General features: G+C 60.1%; 13 protein-coding genes and 1 pseudogene. All 14 read right to left on the bottom strand.

The window, feature by feature from the left end:
• Positions 1-81 precede the first annotated feature (81 nt).
• Positions 82-1,347 carry an ABC transporter substrate-binding protein gene (locus BLIJ_RS01940; protein WP_012576801.1) on the bottom strand — a complete coding sequence of 422 codons (1,266 nt, stop codon included), beginning with the start codon at positions 1,345-1,347 and terminating at the stop codon, positions 82-84.
• A 150-nt stretch (positions 1,348-1,497) separates the two neighbouring features.
• The gene (locus BLIJ_RS01935; protein ID WP_012576800.1) at positions 1,498-2,484 is read right to left on the bottom strand and encodes a LacI family DNA-binding transcriptional regulator; all 987 of its coding nucleotides are present in this window, start codon (positions 2,482-2,484) and stop codon (positions 1,498-1,500) included.
• 251 nt (positions 2,485-2,735) lie between these two features.
• On the bottom strand, positions 2,736-3,791 hold the full coding sequence (locus BLIJ_RS01930) for a nucleoside hydrolase (RefSeq protein ID WP_012576799.1): 1,056 nt from the start codon (positions 3,789-3,791) through the stop codon (positions 2,736-2,738).
• Between the two features lie 88 nt (positions 3,792-3,879).
• Entirely contained in the window at positions 3,880-4,743 is an 864-nt protein-coding gene (locus tag BLIJ_RS01925; protein ID WP_014484570.1) for an aldo/keto reductase, read from the bottom strand.
• A gap of 207 nt (positions 4,744-4,950) precedes the next feature.
• The gene (locus BLIJ_RS14750; protein ID WP_014484569.1) at positions 4,951-5,121 is read right to left on the bottom strand and encodes a hypothetical protein; all 171 of its coding nucleotides are present in this window, start codon (positions 5,119-5,121) and stop codon (positions 4,951-4,953) included.
• Between the two features lie 314 nt (positions 5,122-5,435).
• Positions 5,436-7,472 (bottom strand): annotated as a pseudogene (locus BLIJ_RS01920) (DUF2207 domain-containing protein).
• A 9-nt stretch (positions 7,473-7,481) separates the two neighbouring features.
• Positions 7,482-9,752 carry a DUF2207 domain-containing protein gene (locus BLIJ_RS01915; protein ID WP_012576797.1) on the bottom strand — a complete coding sequence of 757 codons (2,271 nt, stop codon included), beginning with the start codon at positions 9,750-9,752 and terminating at the stop codon, positions 7,482-7,484.
• 63 nt (positions 9,753-9,815) lie between these two features.
• Positions 9,816-10,394, bottom strand: a complete 579-nt coding sequence (locus BLIJ_RS01910; protein WP_007051432.1) for a LemA family protein — start codon at positions 10,392-10,394, stop codon at positions 9,816-9,818.
• A 296-nt stretch (positions 10,395-10,690) separates the two neighbouring features.
• Positions 10,691-11,470, bottom strand: coding sequence for a phosphate ABC transporter ATP-binding protein PstB (gene pstB, locus BLIJ_RS01905; RefSeq protein ID WP_007051433.1), 780 nt, complete (start codon positions 11,468-11,470; stop codon positions 10,691-10,693).
• Between the two features lie 53 nt (positions 11,471-11,523).
• A complete protein-coding gene (pstA, locus tag BLIJ_RS01900) occupies positions 11,524-12,522 on the bottom strand; it encodes a phosphate ABC transporter permease PstA (RefSeq protein ID WP_012576796.1) in 999 nt (332 codons plus the stop codon).
• Positions 12,522-13,475, bottom strand: coding sequence for a phosphate ABC transporter permease subunit PstC (gene pstC, locus BLIJ_RS01895; RefSeq protein ID WP_012576795.1), 954 nt, complete (start codon positions 13,473-13,475; stop codon positions 12,522-12,524). Before pstC ends, pstA begins: the two co-directional genes overlap by 1 nt.
• A gap of 203 nt (positions 13,476-13,678) precedes the next feature.
• Positions 13,679-14,812: a phosphate ABC transporter substrate-binding protein PstS gene (gene pstS, locus BLIJ_RS01890; RefSeq protein ID WP_012576794.1), complete on the bottom strand. Its 1,134-nt coding sequence runs from the start codon at positions 14,810-14,812 to the stop codon at positions 13,679-13,681.
• Positions 14,813-15,049: 237 nt separating this feature from the next.
• The gene (locus tag BLIJ_RS01885) at positions 15,050-15,754 is read right to left on the bottom strand and encodes a response regulator transcription factor (RefSeq protein WP_029680021.1); all 705 of its coding nucleotides are present in this window, start codon (positions 15,752-15,754) and stop codon (positions 15,050-15,052) included.
• Positions 15,755-15,937: 183 nt separating this feature from the next.
• A complete protein-coding gene (locus tag BLIJ_RS01880; protein ID WP_012576792.1) occupies positions 15,938-17,317 on the bottom strand; it encodes a sensor histidine kinase in 1,380 nt (459 codons plus the stop codon).
• Between the last annotated feature and the right edge of the window lie 113 nt (positions 17,318-17,430).

Genomic DNA, 17,430 nt, shown 5'->3' with positions numbered 1-17,430 from the left:
TAGCAAGGCCGTGCCTGCCGCCGAACGGGCGATCGGCACGGCCTTGTCAGGAGGAGAGAAAGGAACTGGTGGTGTGATGGGTTACTTCAGCGTCGCCCACTTGGCGTCGAGAGCCTTGGCAGCATCCTTGGCGGAAATCTGGCCCTGCACGATCTTCTGCTGCTGGGCGATACCCTCGGTGGACATCACCGTAGGGGACTTCGGCCAGTTGACCCAGTAGAACTTGTTCTGCTTGAAGTAGTTATCCACTACATCCTTCAGTTCGGCAGGAGGTTCGGCATTGTACTTGCTCGACAGCGACAAGGTGCCAGCGGCAGAGGTAAACGCCTCGAGGCCCTCTTCGCTGTTGAGATAGGCAAGGAACTTTTTGGCTGCGGCCTTCTCCTTGTCGGAGGCCCTGGACGCGATGGCGAAGCCTTGGTCGGGGCCACCGTTGATCCACTGGCCGTCTTCCTTGCTGTAGGCCGGGAACGGTGCCACGCCGAAGTCGATGTCTGACTTCTGCAGATCAGGCAGATCCCATGGACCGGAGCGCATGACGCCAAGATTGCCGCTCACGAATTCCTGCTTGACCTGATCGGCCGACAGACCAACGGATTTCTGAGGAATTACACCGGCCTTGGCGGCAGCTTCCCATCTCTTGAATACCGGAGTCCAGTCCTTGGTGAAAGTGGACTTGCCGGACCAGATGTCCGCGTCAAGATCGCCGGACTTACCCTGCTCGCCGTAATAGCTAGCCAGCAAGCCGGTGAACGAGCCAGCGATCTGAGTATTGAAGTCCTCCAGGAAAGCGGTGCTTCCGTTGGAGTTGATCTTCTTGCCCATCTCGATGAATTCATCCCAGGTCTTGGGGAATTTATCGTATCCGGCCTTCTTGAGAATGTCTTTGTTGTAGAAGAACGCGCCCACCCATGCGGAAACCGGCATGCCGTAGGTCTTGCCATCCTGCTGGAACAAGGCGAAGTTTGTGTCGTCGATGCCATCGAGGAAATCCTCGCCGGAGATGTCCAACGCGGCACCGGATTTCATGACATCGGTACGGTTATCCATCGTCAGATTGAAGATGGTCGGCGGCTTGCCACCAGCAAGACGGGTTTGCAGTGTCGAGATGTACTGTGCCGGATCCTGGCCATACTGCACGTCGAGGGTAATGTCGGGGTTCTTCTTCTCGAACCCCTTGACGACCTCACCAATCTGGTTGTCCTTGAAGTAGGAATAGAACGAAATCTTGGTTTTCCCGCCACCTGCGGTACCGGAACCGCATGCGGCCATCGGCACGACCATGGCTGCCGTAGCGGCCACCGCCACGGCTGACTTTAGGGCGAACTTCTTTGTATTACCCCTCATAACTAAGTCCTTTCAGTTAGTTATACGCTTCAATATTGATGCGCATAAATGAATATATCATTGAATCCGACGCACGCAACACCGGCGTGTTGATGCGCATAAACTACGCGACGTCAAGAACCATACGAGGCCGAGAATCGGACATACTCCTTAGCTACGGATGGTGATATGCGGAGAAACCAGCAATCTTTCACCAGTTTTATGTCCATCGATCCGATCGAACAGTAGCCCCATGGCGGCTTTGGAGACGGACTGCGGCACTGGATCCACATTATCCACCGGCACGCGCAACTCTTCGTCATGACCATCCACATACACCGCGACCAGGGAAAAATCACGTCCAGGCTGAATCTGCATTTCCACACAAAGCTGCAGCAGCGAATCTAACGCATGAGGGGTGCGCACCGCAATACCACCATGGCATTGAGCCATTCGCTTCAATTCATCCTTCATCGCCCAGATGCCCCTCCATCCTTTTTCACGCGGGATGAATATCTCATATTCCATGCCCAGCACTTGAGCCACCACACGAGATTCGCTGGCGAAGAACTTAGCAAACGCATAACGGTCGAGACTTCTTCCCCAGTCCCCAACAAGGACCATCCGCTGCGCCCCTCGTTCCGCCAAACGATTGACGGCCATCTGCGCCACTCGACGATAATCCACATCAACGCACGGCAGGCCATGTGCGTTTTCTGGCGTACCCACCAGCACAACGGGAATATCCAATCGCGCTATCTCAGGCAGGCGTTCATCATGCCACTCGACGTCGAACACCAAGACGCCATCGACCACGCCTTGACGCACCATACGGCACAGTCCCTCAATCCCCTCGTCGGCCGGAACGAGCATCACACTAGACCCCCGCTTTCTCGCCTCCTCCATGATTACCACCAGGAACGGGCGAAGCTCGGCCAAATCGGTATTCTCATCCATATGCACCAGCACACCGATGACACCGACCTTGCCACCCGCCAACGATCGCGCATTGATATTGGGAACATACCCCAACTCATCCATGGCCTTGCGCACCCGTTTTTTGGTGGCTTCGGAAATGGGCCTGCTACCGCTCATCACATACGACACCGTGGCCTGAGACACCCCGGCGCGCTTTGCCACATCCCTTGCAGTAACCATCCATACACCTCGTCGCTTGCCGCCCGTCACCGTAGATCAGGCATGAAACATTCACCCTCCAGCATATTGAAGTGTATAAACATATGCATACCGACCGATGCCATCCCGCATATACACGACGACGAATCGTACCGCTAGTTATCCACAGGGTGATCCACACACCATGTGGATCACCCCGGAAGCTAGAACCGCATTGTCCGCACTACTAACCGACGCTTCAGCAACCGACACGACCGCCAAAGCATAAGCGTTTACCCACGAGCCGCGGCGGTGACGCGAGCCATAAAGCGGTCGAGGAATTCCGACACGTCGACGCCGAGCGCAACCTGAGTGTGCTTGTCGAAATCTTGCAGCCGCGAGCGGTCACCAATGGTGCGGCCACGGAACGGGCCCTCCAAATCGACCTGTAGGTTGAAGCCGAACGTGGTGATCAATGATGGGTCAAGCGCGGCAGCCACAGCGAGCGGGTCATGCAGTCCGCAGCCGTGGATTTCCGGCTGGTTCTTTACGTAGAAATCGATGTAGTAATCGGTCATGGTGACGAGGAAGTCACCGGCCGGCGTTCCCAGAGCGTCCCATTCATGAGCTTTCTCGCGGGTGAGCACGGTCTGATGAGTCACGTCGAGGCCAATCATCGTGGTGCGGGCACCGCACTTGAACAGGTAATCAGCGGCCTCGGGATCCTGGGAGATGTTCGCTTCGGCAGCAGGACTTACATTGCCCGGTAGTGTCAGCGAACCACCCATCAACGTCACGTTCACGCCGGAATCCTTCAGATCCGGGGCATTACGGAACACGGTGGCCATGGTGGTCATCGCGCCCGTAGGTACGATGGTCAGATCCGGGCCGTATTCGTGCGCGGCGGTGATGATGAAATCGACCGCCGAGCCTGGTGCTTCCGGAGCGCGCGGGGAGTCGGGGATGATTGCGCCACCGATGCCGTTGGGATGGTGGACCGCCACCGAGCCGGGAGTTGGTGACCACGGAGCGTCCGTTTGCCAGCCGCCCGCGCCGCCGTTCTGCCAGCGCGCATAGGCTTGGGCCCGCTCATCCGGTGTGGTGCCACGCATTGTCGGCAAGGTTGCCGGGGCGATGGGATAGTCGACTCCGGGATAGACCGGGACATCGTCACGCCCGAACAAGTGCAGTACCGCCAGCGCGTTGCGCGTGGCCAGGGGCACCGCGACATTGCCGTAGGTGGCCGTGATACCGATCAGATCGATCTCGTCGGCACTGCCTAGGGCATATGCGATGGCGAGCGCGTCATCGATGCCGGTATCGAGGTCGAGGATGAGTTTTTTACGCATAATTATCTCCTTGCGGGACTACTCCAGCGACTACCCCTCAGTCTCGCTACGCGAGACAGCTCCCCTGACAAGGGGGAGCTGAGAAAGTTCAGCCGAGCTTGGCGAGTTCTTCGGGGGTGAGTTCGAGCTGGTCGGCCTTCAGGGAGTCGAGGATGGTTTCGGGACGGTGCGCACCGGGAATCACGAACACGTGATCTCCCTTGGCGAGCTCCCATGCCAGCACGACCTGCTGGTAGCTCACGCCATGGGCCGCCGCGACCTCGCGGAACGGGTCGAACTTGGTCTCATCATAGGGGTGACGGTAGCCGCCGAGCGGGCTCCAGCACACGAAGGCCAGACCGACCTTGGCGCAGTAGTCGAGCGTGTCCTGGGTCTCCAGGTGAATCGGCGAGTACTGGTTCTGCACGGCCACGAGCTTGTCGCCCAGAATGCCGCGCGCAATGTCGATTTGCTCGATGGAGGCGTTGGAGATACCGGCCTCCTGCGCCACGCCCTCGTCCACCAGCTGCTTGATGGCTTCGATGGACTCGTTGTACGGCACCTTCGGGTCCGGGCGGTGGAAGTACAGCAGGTCGATGGTGTCCACGCCGAGCGCCAGTGCGCTCTCCTTGCCGCGCCGAATCAGGTTCTCCGGGCGACCGTCCACATCCCACGTGGGGCGGCCGTCGGTGAAGTTGCGGAAGTGGCCCACCTTGGTGGCCACCAGCACCTCGTCCTTCGGCCCCTTCCAGGTCTCAAGGGCCTCGCGCACCAGCTTTTCACCGGTCTGCTCCTCGCCGCCGGAGCAGTAGTAGGCCCAAGCGGTGTCGATGTGGCGGCAACCGGCGTCCAGCGAGGCATGCAGGGTTTCGATGCCGACCTCGTGGCCGCGGTTGTTTTCGATGGTCAGCGGCATTTCGCCGTGGCCGATGGCGGTGGTGGAGAACGGTCCGAGGTTACGGAACAATGCCATGGTGATTCCCTTCGTGAAACTTATGGAAACTCGATATCCACGATCAAGCCTAAGCATCCCGTTGGATTTCACACTCTCGGCCTGCCCGCACAATCAATCTATGAAATTTCCGCAACTTCACGGAATAGAAAACGCAACTTACTCATATCCAGTTCAGTGAAAACGAGGGGCCGGAACCCCATGGATTCCGGCTGTTCCGCTGATAGATCAGTGGTCTCGTCTGAGACTCATTCCCAGCAATACCAGTGCGGCAATGATGATGGCCGTCGACCGCCCCTGTCCAACTTGATTGGCCAGGGCGATCAACAGGCCGGTCATCAGACCTTCCCGGTATTGCCGGTCTTGTCTCGGACGGTTGTCATGGTTGTTGCCTACCATGAGAACCTCCTCTTGAATTTTGAGACGTCATTATGCCGGTTGACACAACGACACCGCGCCAAAGTGGCACGCTAGTAGACCTTGGTTTGGTCAGTCCAGTGTACTGGTGAGCTTCGGTGGAGGCTGGTATGCTGTGTTGTAGCAGAAAGGTCACGCTAGCTTCGAGGCAATCTTCTCGGCGGCGCCACAGACTTTCGCCCCGTTGGACCTGACTGTTGAGGTCTCCTCACCTCGATTTTGAGAGAAAGGCCCGATGTCTTATGACACCGGGCCTTTTACTTTCAAAGCTATAGGGACTTTCAGAAGCACATCGCTTACCGCCCACCGAACGAACCGCCGCCGGAACCGCCGCTGCTACCGCCAAAGCCGCCTGAGCCACCGGATGGCGAGGCCGCATTGATTGTCGCGGTGATATCCGCAAATCCGTACGACAATTGCGTGCCGAGGTCAGAGAACCCAGCCGCGAACGACGTGCCCCCGAACGCTGGCACCGCTCCGGCCAATCCGCTGTCAGCCGCGGAATCCGCGAACGCCGAGCCATTGTAGAAACGCAACCCATACCAGTCGTACGGACGATAATTCCAATAGAACACCGTGTCGGAGGCATTGGCATCAAGCCATTCCGGATCGGATACTTGCGGATAGGCCATGGCCAGCTCCCGCATCACCCGGTCGGATATGCCAAATGCGGCAGCGTAGACCATATACCAATCCCACAGCGTCAAATCCGCGACTCCACGGTACTTGAAGTTCGAGAAGCCTTGCATATATCGTTTGAGACCCAAGCATTGCCCGGCCATCTGCTGACCATGATCGGTCAGCACGTAGGAATTCCCCATCAGGAAGCAGAATATGCCGACCGTCATCAGGGGAATGCCGATGAGGCCCCGGCCACCAGATATCCGGCCAAACCGTTGATGAATATGCTGGCGCCACCGATCAGCACGGTGATTGCCCCGGGAATGAGCCATCCGTTCTCGGTTTTCGGCGTGATATCCGCCGCCGCGAATTCGGTCTTGCACGCATTGGTGAACTTTTCGAGTTCCTTGTAGCCGTCTTTCCAATCCTTGCAGGCGTCTTTGATGTCATCCATGTCAAATGCCGTACGACCTACGCGCTCGGAAATCACGGTGAGCAGATAGAGCAATGCCCGCTCAGAAGCACTGAGATCGGGCTGGTGTGCATCGAACACGCTAGATGCGGCAGATCCAGATCCGCCAGATCCAGATCCATCAAATACGGATTCGACGAATACTGATTCATCAAATCCCTCAGATACGCCGTAATCGGACTGCCACAGCATCACAATCGTGCTATTGGTACGCGCATTATTGCGCTTGTATGGATCGGACCCGATTCGCTGACTGAGCTCCACCGGAGAAACTTGTTTCAGATCCACGCCGATATACAGGTCCGCCGAACCGGGGAACACAGCAATGACTTTCTTCACGGCCAGAGAAAGCAAGGTCGCGACGAGTTGGCGCTCGGAAATGTCGGGTTTGTCGCCGGAAGTCACGATATCGATGAGTTTGGCCGCCGATGCGGGGCTCAGCTCGGGGCGATCGCGCCAATATTCGATGGAGCCACGGTAACGTGAACGTCCGGAGGAGCGTAAGGCTGCAACAACACCAATAATCCCGAATATCAGGCCGGCCGATATGGTGGTCATCCAGTTGTTCAGGCGCCTTGTGGAGCGTTGGCGTTCCAGATTGCGCCAGAACCGTTCGTCGTCGGCTTCGTCTTCCTTCAACTCCTGCAGATGATCGTCGGTCTCGACACGAGCCATATCTCCCGCCTTGGCCGCGTCGAAAGCGGCCACCACGTCTAGGTACTCGCCGCTTTTCACATCATTTACGGTGAAGGTGAAGCTGTCATCCTTGGTTCGGCCGGTTTCCGAGGTTTGTTCAGTGTGCAGCCAAGTCCACGAGTTGCTCGCGGTCACACCTTGGGGGAAATGCACCGTGCCGGTGACCGTACCAATCGGCACCTGATTGTTCTCACCGAATGGCTCCCATTGGAAGGTCGCCACGTCCTTCCACTTGGTGGCCACGTCATGCATGGTGAAGCTCACCGTGAACTTGATGCTGTTGGTTTTACGGTGGTGGGAATATTCCAGCCGATCTCCACGGTTTGGTCTTGCCATCGTCATCCTTGCGTTTGCGCAACTTGATATCGATATGCTCCGTGACTTTAAGATCGCCGTCGGCGGTGGCGGTCACATCGTAATCAAGCGTGCGGTAGCTCAGGTCGGCACCATCTGTGCCGAGAATCAAGGCACCGGCACAGAGTGCGGCAAGAATCAGCGCACCGACAAGGCTTAAGCCCAGGGCACGAACAATGCGTTTCGGCATAGGCATGCGCTACCGCCCGCCGAACGAGCCGCCACCTGAGCCACCGAACGAGCCGCCGAAACCGGAGCCGCCGCCCGAACCGAAGCTGGAGAAATCGCCACCGGAATCGGCGGATGGTGCTGCCGCGCTGATGGTCGAACTGATGTCCGCCAGACCGGAGTTCAGCTGCGAGCCGAGGTCGGAGAATCCGCCGGCAAACGACGTGCCTCCGTAAGCCGGAGCTGGGCCGCCAACGCCTAGGTCCATCTGCCCGGCAGCATCGTGGTCGAATGGACCATTATGACGGTGGCTGTACCAGCCATACGGGCGGTAGTTCCAGTAGAACAACGAGTTGGAGGCATTGGCATCCAGCCAAGCCGGGTCGTTGACCTGAGGATATGCTTTGGCCAGTTCACGCATCACGCGATCGGAAATGCCAAACGCGGCGGCGTAGACCATATACCAATCCCACAAGGCCAAATCGGCGGTACCCCGGTCGGTGAAGTTGGAGAAGTCTTCCATATAACGCTTAAGGCCCAGAGTCCGGCCGGCGATATCCTGCCCTTGATCAGTGAGCACGGTCATCGCGCCGGCCATCGAGCAGAACAGTCCGACCAGGAATATCGGCAGCCCGATAAGACCAGCCACCGGGTATCCGATAAAGCTGTTGGCCAGCAGCGAACCAAATCCCAGCACGGCGGCCAATACGCCGGGTAGGATCCATTGCCAGTCCACAGAGCGCGTGGCACCCAGCCGCTGGTATTCCATGCTGCATGCACCGGTGAATTTGCCGAGCTCAATATAGCCGTCTTGCCAGTTCTGGCAGGTCGCCTTCATCTGGTTCAGGTCGAATACCGGGCTGCCCACGCGCTGAGAAATGACGATGAGCAGGTTCAGCAGCGCATCTTCCGATTCGCTCAATCCCAACTGTTGCGCGTTGGGTGCCTCATCAATGGCGAGCGGCAGAATCACGATGGTGCTGGTGATGCCTGCCGCATACTGCTTGCCTTGGTCGGCGGCAATCATTTGGCTCAAGCCCACCGGCGTGGCCTGGCTCATGTCGATGCCGCGATACATGTCCGATGGCCCCGGATAAATGGCGATGGCCTTCTTGACGGCGAGCGACAGCATGGTGGCGGTCAGCTGGCGGTCTTCATCGGATTGGCGCGTCGACGGATCGACCACGCGAATCAGACGGGCTGCGGAAGCCGGACTGATGCCGGGCTGGTCGCGCCAGTATTCGACGCTGCCACTGTATTGCGCACGCCGGTTGCTGGAGATCACAGCCCAGATACCCCACGCGCACAACGCGATGCCGAGCACGATGCTGACAATCCAGAACACGAGACGAGCTCTGGCAGCGAATCGTTGCTTGTCGAGCCAGCGCTGCTGTTGCTTATATTCGTCCTGTTTCAGGTCCTTGAGATGATTGCCGGTTCCTTTGCGGGCGATGCCCTTGGCTTTGGCGGCATCGAACGCCGCGACCACATCGAGGTAGTCGCCATTGTGGATGTTGTAGGCCGTGAACGTGTAGCTGCCGTCGCTGTTGCGCTTGGTTTCCGAGGTGCGCTCGGTGTGCAGCCATGTCCATGAGGTTTTGCCGGTGATGCCGTTGGGGAAATGGACGGTGCCGGTGACCGTGCCGATAGGCACTTGGTTCTTCTTGCCGAACGGCTCCCATTGGAAGGAGGCCACGTCTTTCCATTTGGTGGCCACATCGTGCATGGTGAAGCTTACATCGAACTTCATGCTGTCGGCCTCGGTGGTGACCGGAATATTCCAGCCGATCTCCACGGTTGTGTCATCTTCGGTGGCAGAGGCGCTGGGCTTGAGGCCATCGGTACCGGGCGTGTATGCCTTTGGATGGTCGCTGCCATCGCTCACATCGGCGACATACCAATGGTTGGCGTAGTCGCTGTTCCATTCCTTGTCGGAAGAGACGTCACTGGGCAGCTTGGGCTCGCTCTGTTGTGCGTAGTCGATGCCGTCGGTGACGTTGCGCACGCTGATATCGCTGATATCAGTCAAGGTGCCGGAGTTCAGCGTGTATTGCTGGAACAGCTGCTTCCACGGCTTGGTGTTGTCGTCACTGTCGGTACGCTCACGCATCTTGACGTCGATATGCTGCGTGACCTTCAAATCACCGTTCGCGGTGGCGGTCACGTCATAGTCCAGCGTGCGGTAGCTGAGGTCGGCCGAATCGCCGAACGCGGAAGTCCCGATTATCGCCAAGGTGATAACTGCCAACACCACCGTGGCAACAATGCTGATGATTCCGGCGCGAATGAATCGTATCCGCATATCTTCCCTCTCTTAAGACAATACGGGCCCGGCCGGCGGCTTACCGGACGGGCCTGAAGCGGGTCAGAACTGGACCTGTGGCACCTGACGGGAAGCGTCATCGGCCTCGAAGTATTGCGCCTGCTCAAAGTGGAACAGACCGGCGATGATGTTCGTCGGCACGGTTTCGATGGCGGTGTTGAGCTTCAGGACCACGTCGTTGTAGAACTGACGGGCGTAGGCGATCTTGTTCTCCAGTTCCTTGAGCTGGTTCTGCAGATCCATGAAGTTCTGGTTGGCTTGCAGCTGCGGATATGCCTCAGCCGTGGCTTGCAGGTTGAACAGGGCGCGGGACAGCTGGTTTTCGGCGGCGGCGCGCTGAGCAGTGGTCGTGCTCGGGTTGCTGGCCGCAGCCACTACGCCGGCGCGGGCGGCGGTCACCTGAGTGAAGACTTCAGACTCGTGGGATGCGTACCCCTTGACGGTATTCACCAGGTTCGGGATGAGGTCGGCGCGCTGCTTCAACTGCACGTCGATTTGCGCCCAACCGTTCTTCACACGGTTCTTCAGCGTCACCAGGTTGTTATAGGCGCTGACGCCCCAACCAATCAAGACAACGATAATAACGACAACGACAATGCCGACGATCAGACCAGTACTCACCTATGCTCCTTTGCTGGACCTTGCTGTGACCATTCTTCCACACTCGCACCGTAAACAGAAGATTCATCACAGAGTATTCATCGTGCGGACTTGTCTTGTACCGCTTTGCCCGCCGTTCTCCCGTCGATCGACCGAAGCGGGAAGTCGCCGCCCAGTCCGACGAAGTATTCCAGCTCGCTCCGTTGCGAGAACGGTAATACTCGGCAATACTCGCCCTCAATATGCGAAAGCCCGCCTTGCGGCGGGCTTTGCCGTTTCTCCTACGCACAAATCATTACGCTGCGCGCAGGAAACGATCAGCCGAAGCGACCGGAGATGTAGCGCTCGGCTTCTTCGTTTTGCGGGTTGTTGAACATCGTGATGGTGTCCGCGAAGTACTCGAGGTGACCGGGCTGGCCCACGGCCTTCAGGTTGAAGAAGGCGGTGTAGTCGGCGATACGGGCGGCCTGCTGCATGTTGTGGGTCACGATCACGATGGTGTAGTCGCTCTTGAGCTCGTTGATCAGATCCTCGACAGCCAGGGTCGAAATCGGGTCCAAAGCGGAGCAGGGCTCATCCATGAGCAGCACCTGCGGGTGGACGGCCACGGCGCGGGCGATGCACAGACGCTGCTGCTGGCCACCGGACAGGCCGATGCCGGGGTTGTCGAGACGATCCTTGACCTCTTCCCAGAGGTTGGCGCCGCGCAGGGCCCATTCGACCAGATCGTCGGCGTCGGACTTGGCCAGATGGTGGTTGTTCAGGCGCACGCCGGCCAGCACGTTCTCGCGGATGGACATGGTCGGGAACGGGTTCGGGCGCTGGAAGACCATGCCGACATCGCGGCGCACGGCCACCGGATCCACGTCCTTGTCGTACAGGTTCTTGCCTTCGAGCAGCACCTCGCCCTCGACGTGCGCGCCGGGGATGATCTCGTGCATGCGGTCCAGGGTGCGCAGCACGGTGGACTTGCCGCAGCCGGACGGGCCGATGAAGGCGGTGACCTTGTTCGGCTCGATGTTGATGTTCACATCCTCGACGGCCAGGAAGTCGCCGTAGTAGATGTTCTCGTGGTTGACGTCAATACGTTGTCCCATGATGTTTCCTTATGTTTCCTTGTGTTCTTAAGGCTTAGGCTGAGCGGCTGGGCTTAGCGTTCGGTCTTGACGGCGAAGACCTTCGCCACGATTCGTCCGATGAGGTTCAGCAGCAGCACGATGACGATCAGCACGAGGGCGGCGGCCCAGGCGCGCTCCATCGGGATCGTGGTCACGCAGGTGGCGTCGGCGTTGGGCGGGCAGTTCGCGTTGAGCTTCGAGTACTCCTGGTAGACGTACACCGGCAGGGTGGTCATCTGGCCGGAGAACAGGTTCACATTGGTGCTGGCGATGAAGCCGGCGGTCATGAGCAGCGGGGCGGTCTCGCCGATCACGCGGGCGATGGCCAGGATGGCGCCGGAGACGATGCCGGGCAGGGCGGTGCGCAGCACGATCTTGGTGATGGTGCGCTGCTTGGTGACGCCCAACGCCAGGGAAGCCTCACGAAGGTCGTTCGGCACGATCTTCAGCATCTCCTCGCAGGATTTGACCACGGTGGGCAGCATCAGCAGGGAGAGGGCCACAGAGCCTTCGAAACCGTTGATGGTGCCGGGGCCCAGCAGAATCGTGAACATCGAGAAGGCGAACAGGCCGGCCACGATGGACGGGATGCCGCTCATCACGTCGACGAGCAGGGAGATCGTGGTGGCGAGCTTTCCGCGGTTCGAGTATTCGACCAGGTACACGGCGCACATCAGACCGATCGGGATGGAGATGATCATGGCGCCGGCGGTGATCTCGAGCGTGCCGATGATGGCGTGGAGCACGCCGCCGTAGCCTCCGGACGGGGTCTGGCTGCCGCCGACCACGCCGGTCATGTTGTAGCTCAGGAAGTTCAGGTTCAGCCGCTTGGCGCCGTTGACGATGGTGGTCCACAGCAGGGAGACCAGCGGGATGCAGGCGATCACGAACGCCACCGCGATCAGGACCCACATGAAGCGGTCCATGACGTTACGGCGCTGGATGGCGGAACGGGTCGGGCGGAAACGATCGAAATCGATCTTGGGCGCACCGGACATCGGGGTCTTTTCAGTGTTCTCGGCAGCAGTCATCACGCAGTCGCTTTCTCGGTAAGCTTACGGGCGATGAAGTTGACCACGAAGGTGATCAGGAACAGAATCAGACCGGTTCCGATCAGCGTGGAGACGCCCAGATCGTTGGCTTCAGGGTACTGTGCGGCGATGTTCGCGGCGATGGTCTGGTTCTGCGAGGCCTGCAGCAGTTTGATGGAGTAGTTGAGGCCCGGGGACAGGATCATCAACACGGCCATCGTTTCGCCAAGCGCGCGGCCGAGAGCCAGCATGGAGGCGGACACGATACCCGACTTGCCGAAGGGCAGCACGGCAAGACGAATCATCTCCCACTTGGTGGCGCCAAGCGCCAGCGCGGCCTCCTCATGCAGGCGCGGGGTCTGCATGAAGATATCGCGCGACATGGAGGTGATGATCGGCAGGATCATGACGGCGAGCACCACGGCCACGGTGGCCACGGTACGCGACGGGTTGGCCGCCGGGCCCTCGAACAGCGGAATCCAGCCCAGATGGTTGGCCACCCAGTTCCAGAACGGGTAGATGGCGGGCACCAGAATCAGGCCGCCCCACAGGCCGTAGATGACGGAGGGGATGGCGGCGAGCAGATCGACCACATAGCTCAGCGCGGTGGCGAGCTTCTTGGGTGCGTAATGCGAGATGAACAGCGCGATGCCGATGGACACGAAGAAGGCGATCAGCAGCGCCAGCAGCGATACCAGCACGGTGCCGAACAGCAGCGGGAGCACATAGCTCCAGAAGTTGTCGGCCTTGCCGCCGGTGAAGCTGGACACGGTTTTGCTGTTGGCGGCCTGATCGCCGCCGATCAACGGCCATGCGCGGAAGAACAGGAACAGGAACACAGCGGCGAGCACAACCAGGATCAGGATGCCGCAGGCGTATGCCACACCGCGGAACACCTTGTCGGCGGTCTTGCCGCCAACCGGCTGTACAACCGTTTTGTCTTGCGAACTCACGGATTCTCCTTATATAGGGTGGTTATCAAGTATTCGAGTGGTGCGGTTGCCCGTCGGCGACGTTGTCAAACCGTTGGGGTCCTGACCCGACTGAAGCCGCAGCCGTATGGTTTACGACTGCGGCTTCATGCTGGCGACTGTGCGTTCACAGTTCGGCGTTCAGAGGTCAGGCCCAGTCCATGCGACCCTGTGGGCCGACGGCATCACTTGGTCTTGATGGCCTCGATGGACTTGGCGACCTTGGTCTTCAGGGAGGCGGGCAGCGGAGCGGTGCCGGCGGCATCCTGAGCGGCCTTCTGGCCTTCGTCGGAGGTCACGTAGGTCAGCCATGCCTTGGCGAACTCGGCCTGCTTGGCGTCCTTGTAGGCCGGGCAGACGACATCGTAGGAGACCAGGACGATCGGGTAGGCGCCGTCGGCCTTGGTGGCGTGGTTGATCTTGATGACGACGCGGTTGTCACCGGTGACGGTGGTGTCCTGCTTGGAGTCCTCGATGACCTTGGAGCCGGCCTTGGCGGAGATCACGTTGTACTTCTCGCCGACCTTGACGGCCACGGTGCCCAGATCGCCGACCTGGGAGAAGTCGGCGTAGCCGATGGTGCCGTCGGCCTGCTTGACGGTGGAGATCACGCCGGAAGTGCCCTTGGCGCCCTGGCCGACCTCGTTCGGCCAGTTCTCGGAGAGGTCGTAGTTCCAGTTGTCCGGGGTGACGTCCTTGAAGTAGGAGACGAAGTTCTGGGTGGTGCCGGACTTATCGGAGCGGTGCACGACGGTGATGTCGGTGTCGGGCAGCTTCAGGTCCTTGTTCTGCTCGGCGATGGCCGGGTCGTTCCACTTGGTGATCTTGCCGTCGAAGATCTTGGCGATGGTGGCGGCGTCCATGTTGATGTGCTTGCCGGCATCGGAAACGCCCTTGAGGTTGAAGACCACGGCGATCGGGGAGATGTAGACCGGAACGTCGAAGGCGGAGCCGGAGGCGCACACGGACTTGGACTGCTCGACCTCGTTATCGGCGAGGGCCTTGTCGGAGCCGGCCCATGCGGTGGCGCCGGTCAGGAAGGTCTGCACGCCGGCGCCGGAACCGGACGGGTTGTAGGCGATCTTGGCGTCCGGGTTGGAGCCCTGGAAGCCGGCGATCCAAGCTTCGACGGCGGCCTGCTGGGAGGAGGCGCCGGCGCCCTGGAAGTCGCCGGAGACCGGAGCGGCCTTGGCGGTGGAGTCGGAGGAAGCGTTGTTGTCGGTCTTCGCGGCGCTGTTGTCGCCGCAGGCAGCCACGGAAGCAAGCATCACAATGCCGGACAGCGCGGCAATGGAGCGAACGAGGATGTTCTTCTGCATGATTATTACCTAATCCCTCTATCAACTATTCGCGGGCGGAGCGAAACCGCCCGGTCAATTCTTGACAACTACAAGACTATTAGCGGTTTCGAAAAGGCGGAACCGAAATCAGTAAACAGAAGATGAACACTTGGATGTTTATGGGCTACGTTGAGGCTACGTAGTTTTTGGAGCGGACTCACCTGCGGCGAGCCCCCAATCCACAACAAAAAAGGCGACCCGAAGGCCGCCTCCCATTTACTCCGCGGGAGTATCGATCTTGTATCCGAGACCGCGCACGGTAGTCAGATACTTGGGGTGCGCCGGATCCTCCTCAATCTTGGAGCGCACGCGCTTGACATGCACATCGAGCGTCTTGGTGTCGCCCACGTAATCCGAGCCCCAGATGCGGTCGATCAACTGATGACGGGTCATCACGCGGCCCTTGTTCTGCATGAGATATTCGAGCAGCTCGAATTCCTTGAGCGGGAAGAACACGGTCTCGCCGCGCACGGTGACCTGATGCTGGCCCACCTGCATGGCGATGTCGCCGCACACCAGCGGAATGTCGTCGTCCACGGTGCCGGAGGCCTGGGCGGTGGCCTGGTTGCGGCGCATCACGGCCCGGATGCGCGCCAGAAGCTCACGGAAGGAGTACGGCTTGGTCACATAATCGTCCGCGCCGATCTCAAGGCCGACGACCTTATCGATCTCGGCGCTCTTGGCGGTGAGCATGATGATCGGCACACGGCTCTGCTCGCGGATGCGCCGGCACAGCGCGGTGCCGTCAATGCCCGGCAGCATCAGATCGAGCAGCACCAAGTCGATGCCGCCCTTGGTGAACAGTTCCAGGCCTTCCTCGCCGGTGGCGGCGGCGGACACGTCGTACCCCTCGCGCGTGAGCTGATACACCAGCGGCTCGCGATAGGATTCCTCGTCTTCGACGATAAGAATGCGTGCCATAGTAGCCTTTCTTGGATATGTTCCCGTGCGCATCGGCGCAAAATTTTCCGACACCATCGTAACCATTTGTTCTCCGTTAGCCTGCCGTTTCCCGAAAGTACGTAATTGCTCAATGAGGCTACACGCCACGGGCGAAACCAGCCCGCCATGCGATCGGCCGACGCCGCATCGGCGCCGCCGGCGCTACTCCCGCGCCGCCGAGCCGTTCGGCGTGCCGCCATGGCCGCCATCCGGCGCACCGTCCGTCACCGCCGCGCTCGGCGTGTCCGCACCGTCCCCGTCCTGCGTTGATTCATCATCCTCATCCGCGGCGGCCGGCAGTTCGATGGTGAACGTGGAGCCCTCCCCCTTGCGCGACCATACCGAAATGCGTCCGCCGTTCTCCTGAACGCAGTGCTTGGTGATGGCCAGACCAAGTCCCGACCCTCCGGTTTCACGGGAACGGGCCGGATCGACCCGGTAGAACCGCTCGAAAATACGGTCCAGCGACTTGGCGGGGATGCCGATGCCCTGATCGACCACACGGATGGTGACCTTGCCGTCGCGCTCCGCCACGCCGACGGCCACCGTGGTGTGCTCGGGCGAATAGTGGATGGCGTTTTCGACGAGGTTCTTGACCGCGGTCTGCATCGCCTCCCGATCGGCCTTGATCATGGGCGCCGCCACCTGCGGGGCCACGGCATCGTCCGCAAGCCTGGTCGGCACCGGCTTGCCGTTGACGCTCAGGCAGATGTCCACATGGCGCGAGTCGGCTTGGACCTGATTGTCGGCGATGGCGGCACGGGCCACATCCAGCGCGCAGATGCGCCGCGCGTTGATCATGCCCTGCGGGCTCTGGGCCCTCTGCAGGTCGATGAGATGATGCACCAGCTCGGTCAGGCGCGCGGATTCCTTGGAGATGCGGCCGGAGAAGTACCGCACGGCGTCCGGATCGTCGGCCGCGTCGGTCACGGTTTCGGCGAGCAGCGAGATCGCGCCGGCCGGGGTCTTGAGTTCATGCGAGACGTTGGTCACGAAGTCGCGGCGGACGGCCTCGAAACGACGCTGTTCGGACATGTCATTGATGAAGATGGCATACAGGTCGTCGCCGATGTCGCCGATGCGCACACGCAGGTACATCGTGTTGGACGGGCGCGACTGACCGGCCTCAAGCCCGCGGCCGTTCGAGGATGGATAGGCGCCGTGGTTGACCGGCAGCCGGACCTCGCGCTCGCGCACACCGCCATCGTTGGCGACCTGGGTGAGAATGTCCTCGATCTCACGCGAGTTGAGCCGCCCCCCGGACACCAGGGCGAACGGCACCGAACCGGGGCTTGCGTATTGGACCAGACCATTGCGATCGGTGACGATCAGGGCTTCGGGCAGCGCTTCGATCAGACGCCGCTCGGTGGGGCGCACGGGCACGTCGACGCCGAACAGGGAACGCGCGTCCTCATCGCCGGACAGGTCCTGTTCGGCGGCAAGGCGACCCGAAACCCGGCCCTTGTTGTAGGCGATGACGGCGACCCATGCCACCGCCAGCACGGCGAGCACCACGGCCACGACGATCTGCGAGATATCCATGACTCCCAGAGTAAAACGCCCGAGGCGTAGTGCCCCGCATAGACTACGTAAGTTCGCCTACTGTTCATCTTATCGGCCGGCATACGAAAGGGGCACCGCCCTTGCCGGGCGAT

Source organism: Bifidobacterium longum subsp. infantis ATCC 15697 = JCM 1222 = DSM 20088 (assembly GCF_000269965.1).
GTDB classification, from domain to species: domain Bacteria; phylum Actinomycetota; class Actinomycetes; order Actinomycetales; family Bifidobacteriaceae; genus Bifidobacterium; species Bifidobacterium infantis.
Note: the sequence above shows the minus strand (reverse complement) of the source record. Positions and strands in the feature narration are given on the sequence as shown.

Bases quoted from the DNA above. Each gene is read 5' to 3' on its own strand.
- BLIJ_RS01940 (WP_012576801.1), bottom strand. From the start codon at position 1,347: ATGAGGGGTAATACAAAGAAGTTCGCCCTAAAGTCAGCCGTGGCGGTG.
- BLIJ_RS01935 (WP_012576800.1), bottom strand. From the start codon at position 2,484: ATGGTTACTGCAAGGGATGTGGCAAAGCGCGCCGGGGTGTCTCAGGCC.
- BLIJ_RS01930 (WP_012576799.1), bottom strand. From the start codon at position 3,791: ATGCGTAAAAAACTCATCCTCGACCTCGATACCGGCATCGATGACGCG.
- BLIJ_RS01925 (WP_014484570.1), bottom strand. From the start codon at position 4,743: ATGGCATTGTTCCGTAACCTCGGACCGTTCTCCACCACCGCCATCGGC.
- BLIJ_RS14750 (WP_014484569.1), bottom strand. From the start codon at position 5,121: ATGGTAGGCAACAACCATGACAACCGTCCGAGACAAGACCGGCAATAC.
- BLIJ_RS01915 (WP_012576797.1), bottom strand. From the start codon at position 9,752: ATGCGGATACGATTCATTCGCGCCGGAATCATCAGCATTGTTGCCACG.
- pstB (WP_007051433.1), bottom strand. From the start codon at position 11,470: ATGGGACAACGTATTGACGTCAACCACGAGAACATCTACTACGGCGAC.
- pstA (WP_012576796.1), bottom strand. From the start codon at position 12,522: ATGACTGCTGCCGAGAACACTGAAAAGACCCCGATGTCCGGTGCGCCC.
- pstS (WP_012576794.1), bottom strand. From the start codon at position 14,812: ATGCAGAAGAACATCCTCGTTCGCTCCATTGCCGCGCTGTCCGGCATT.
- BLIJ_RS01885 (WP_029680021.1), bottom strand. From the start codon at position 15,754: ATGGCACGCATTCTTATCGTCGAAGACGAGGAATCCTATCGCGAGCCG.
- BLIJ_RS01880 (WP_012576792.1), bottom strand. From the start codon at position 17,317: ATGGATATCTCGCAGATCGTCGTGGCCGTGGTGCTCGCCGTGCTGGCG.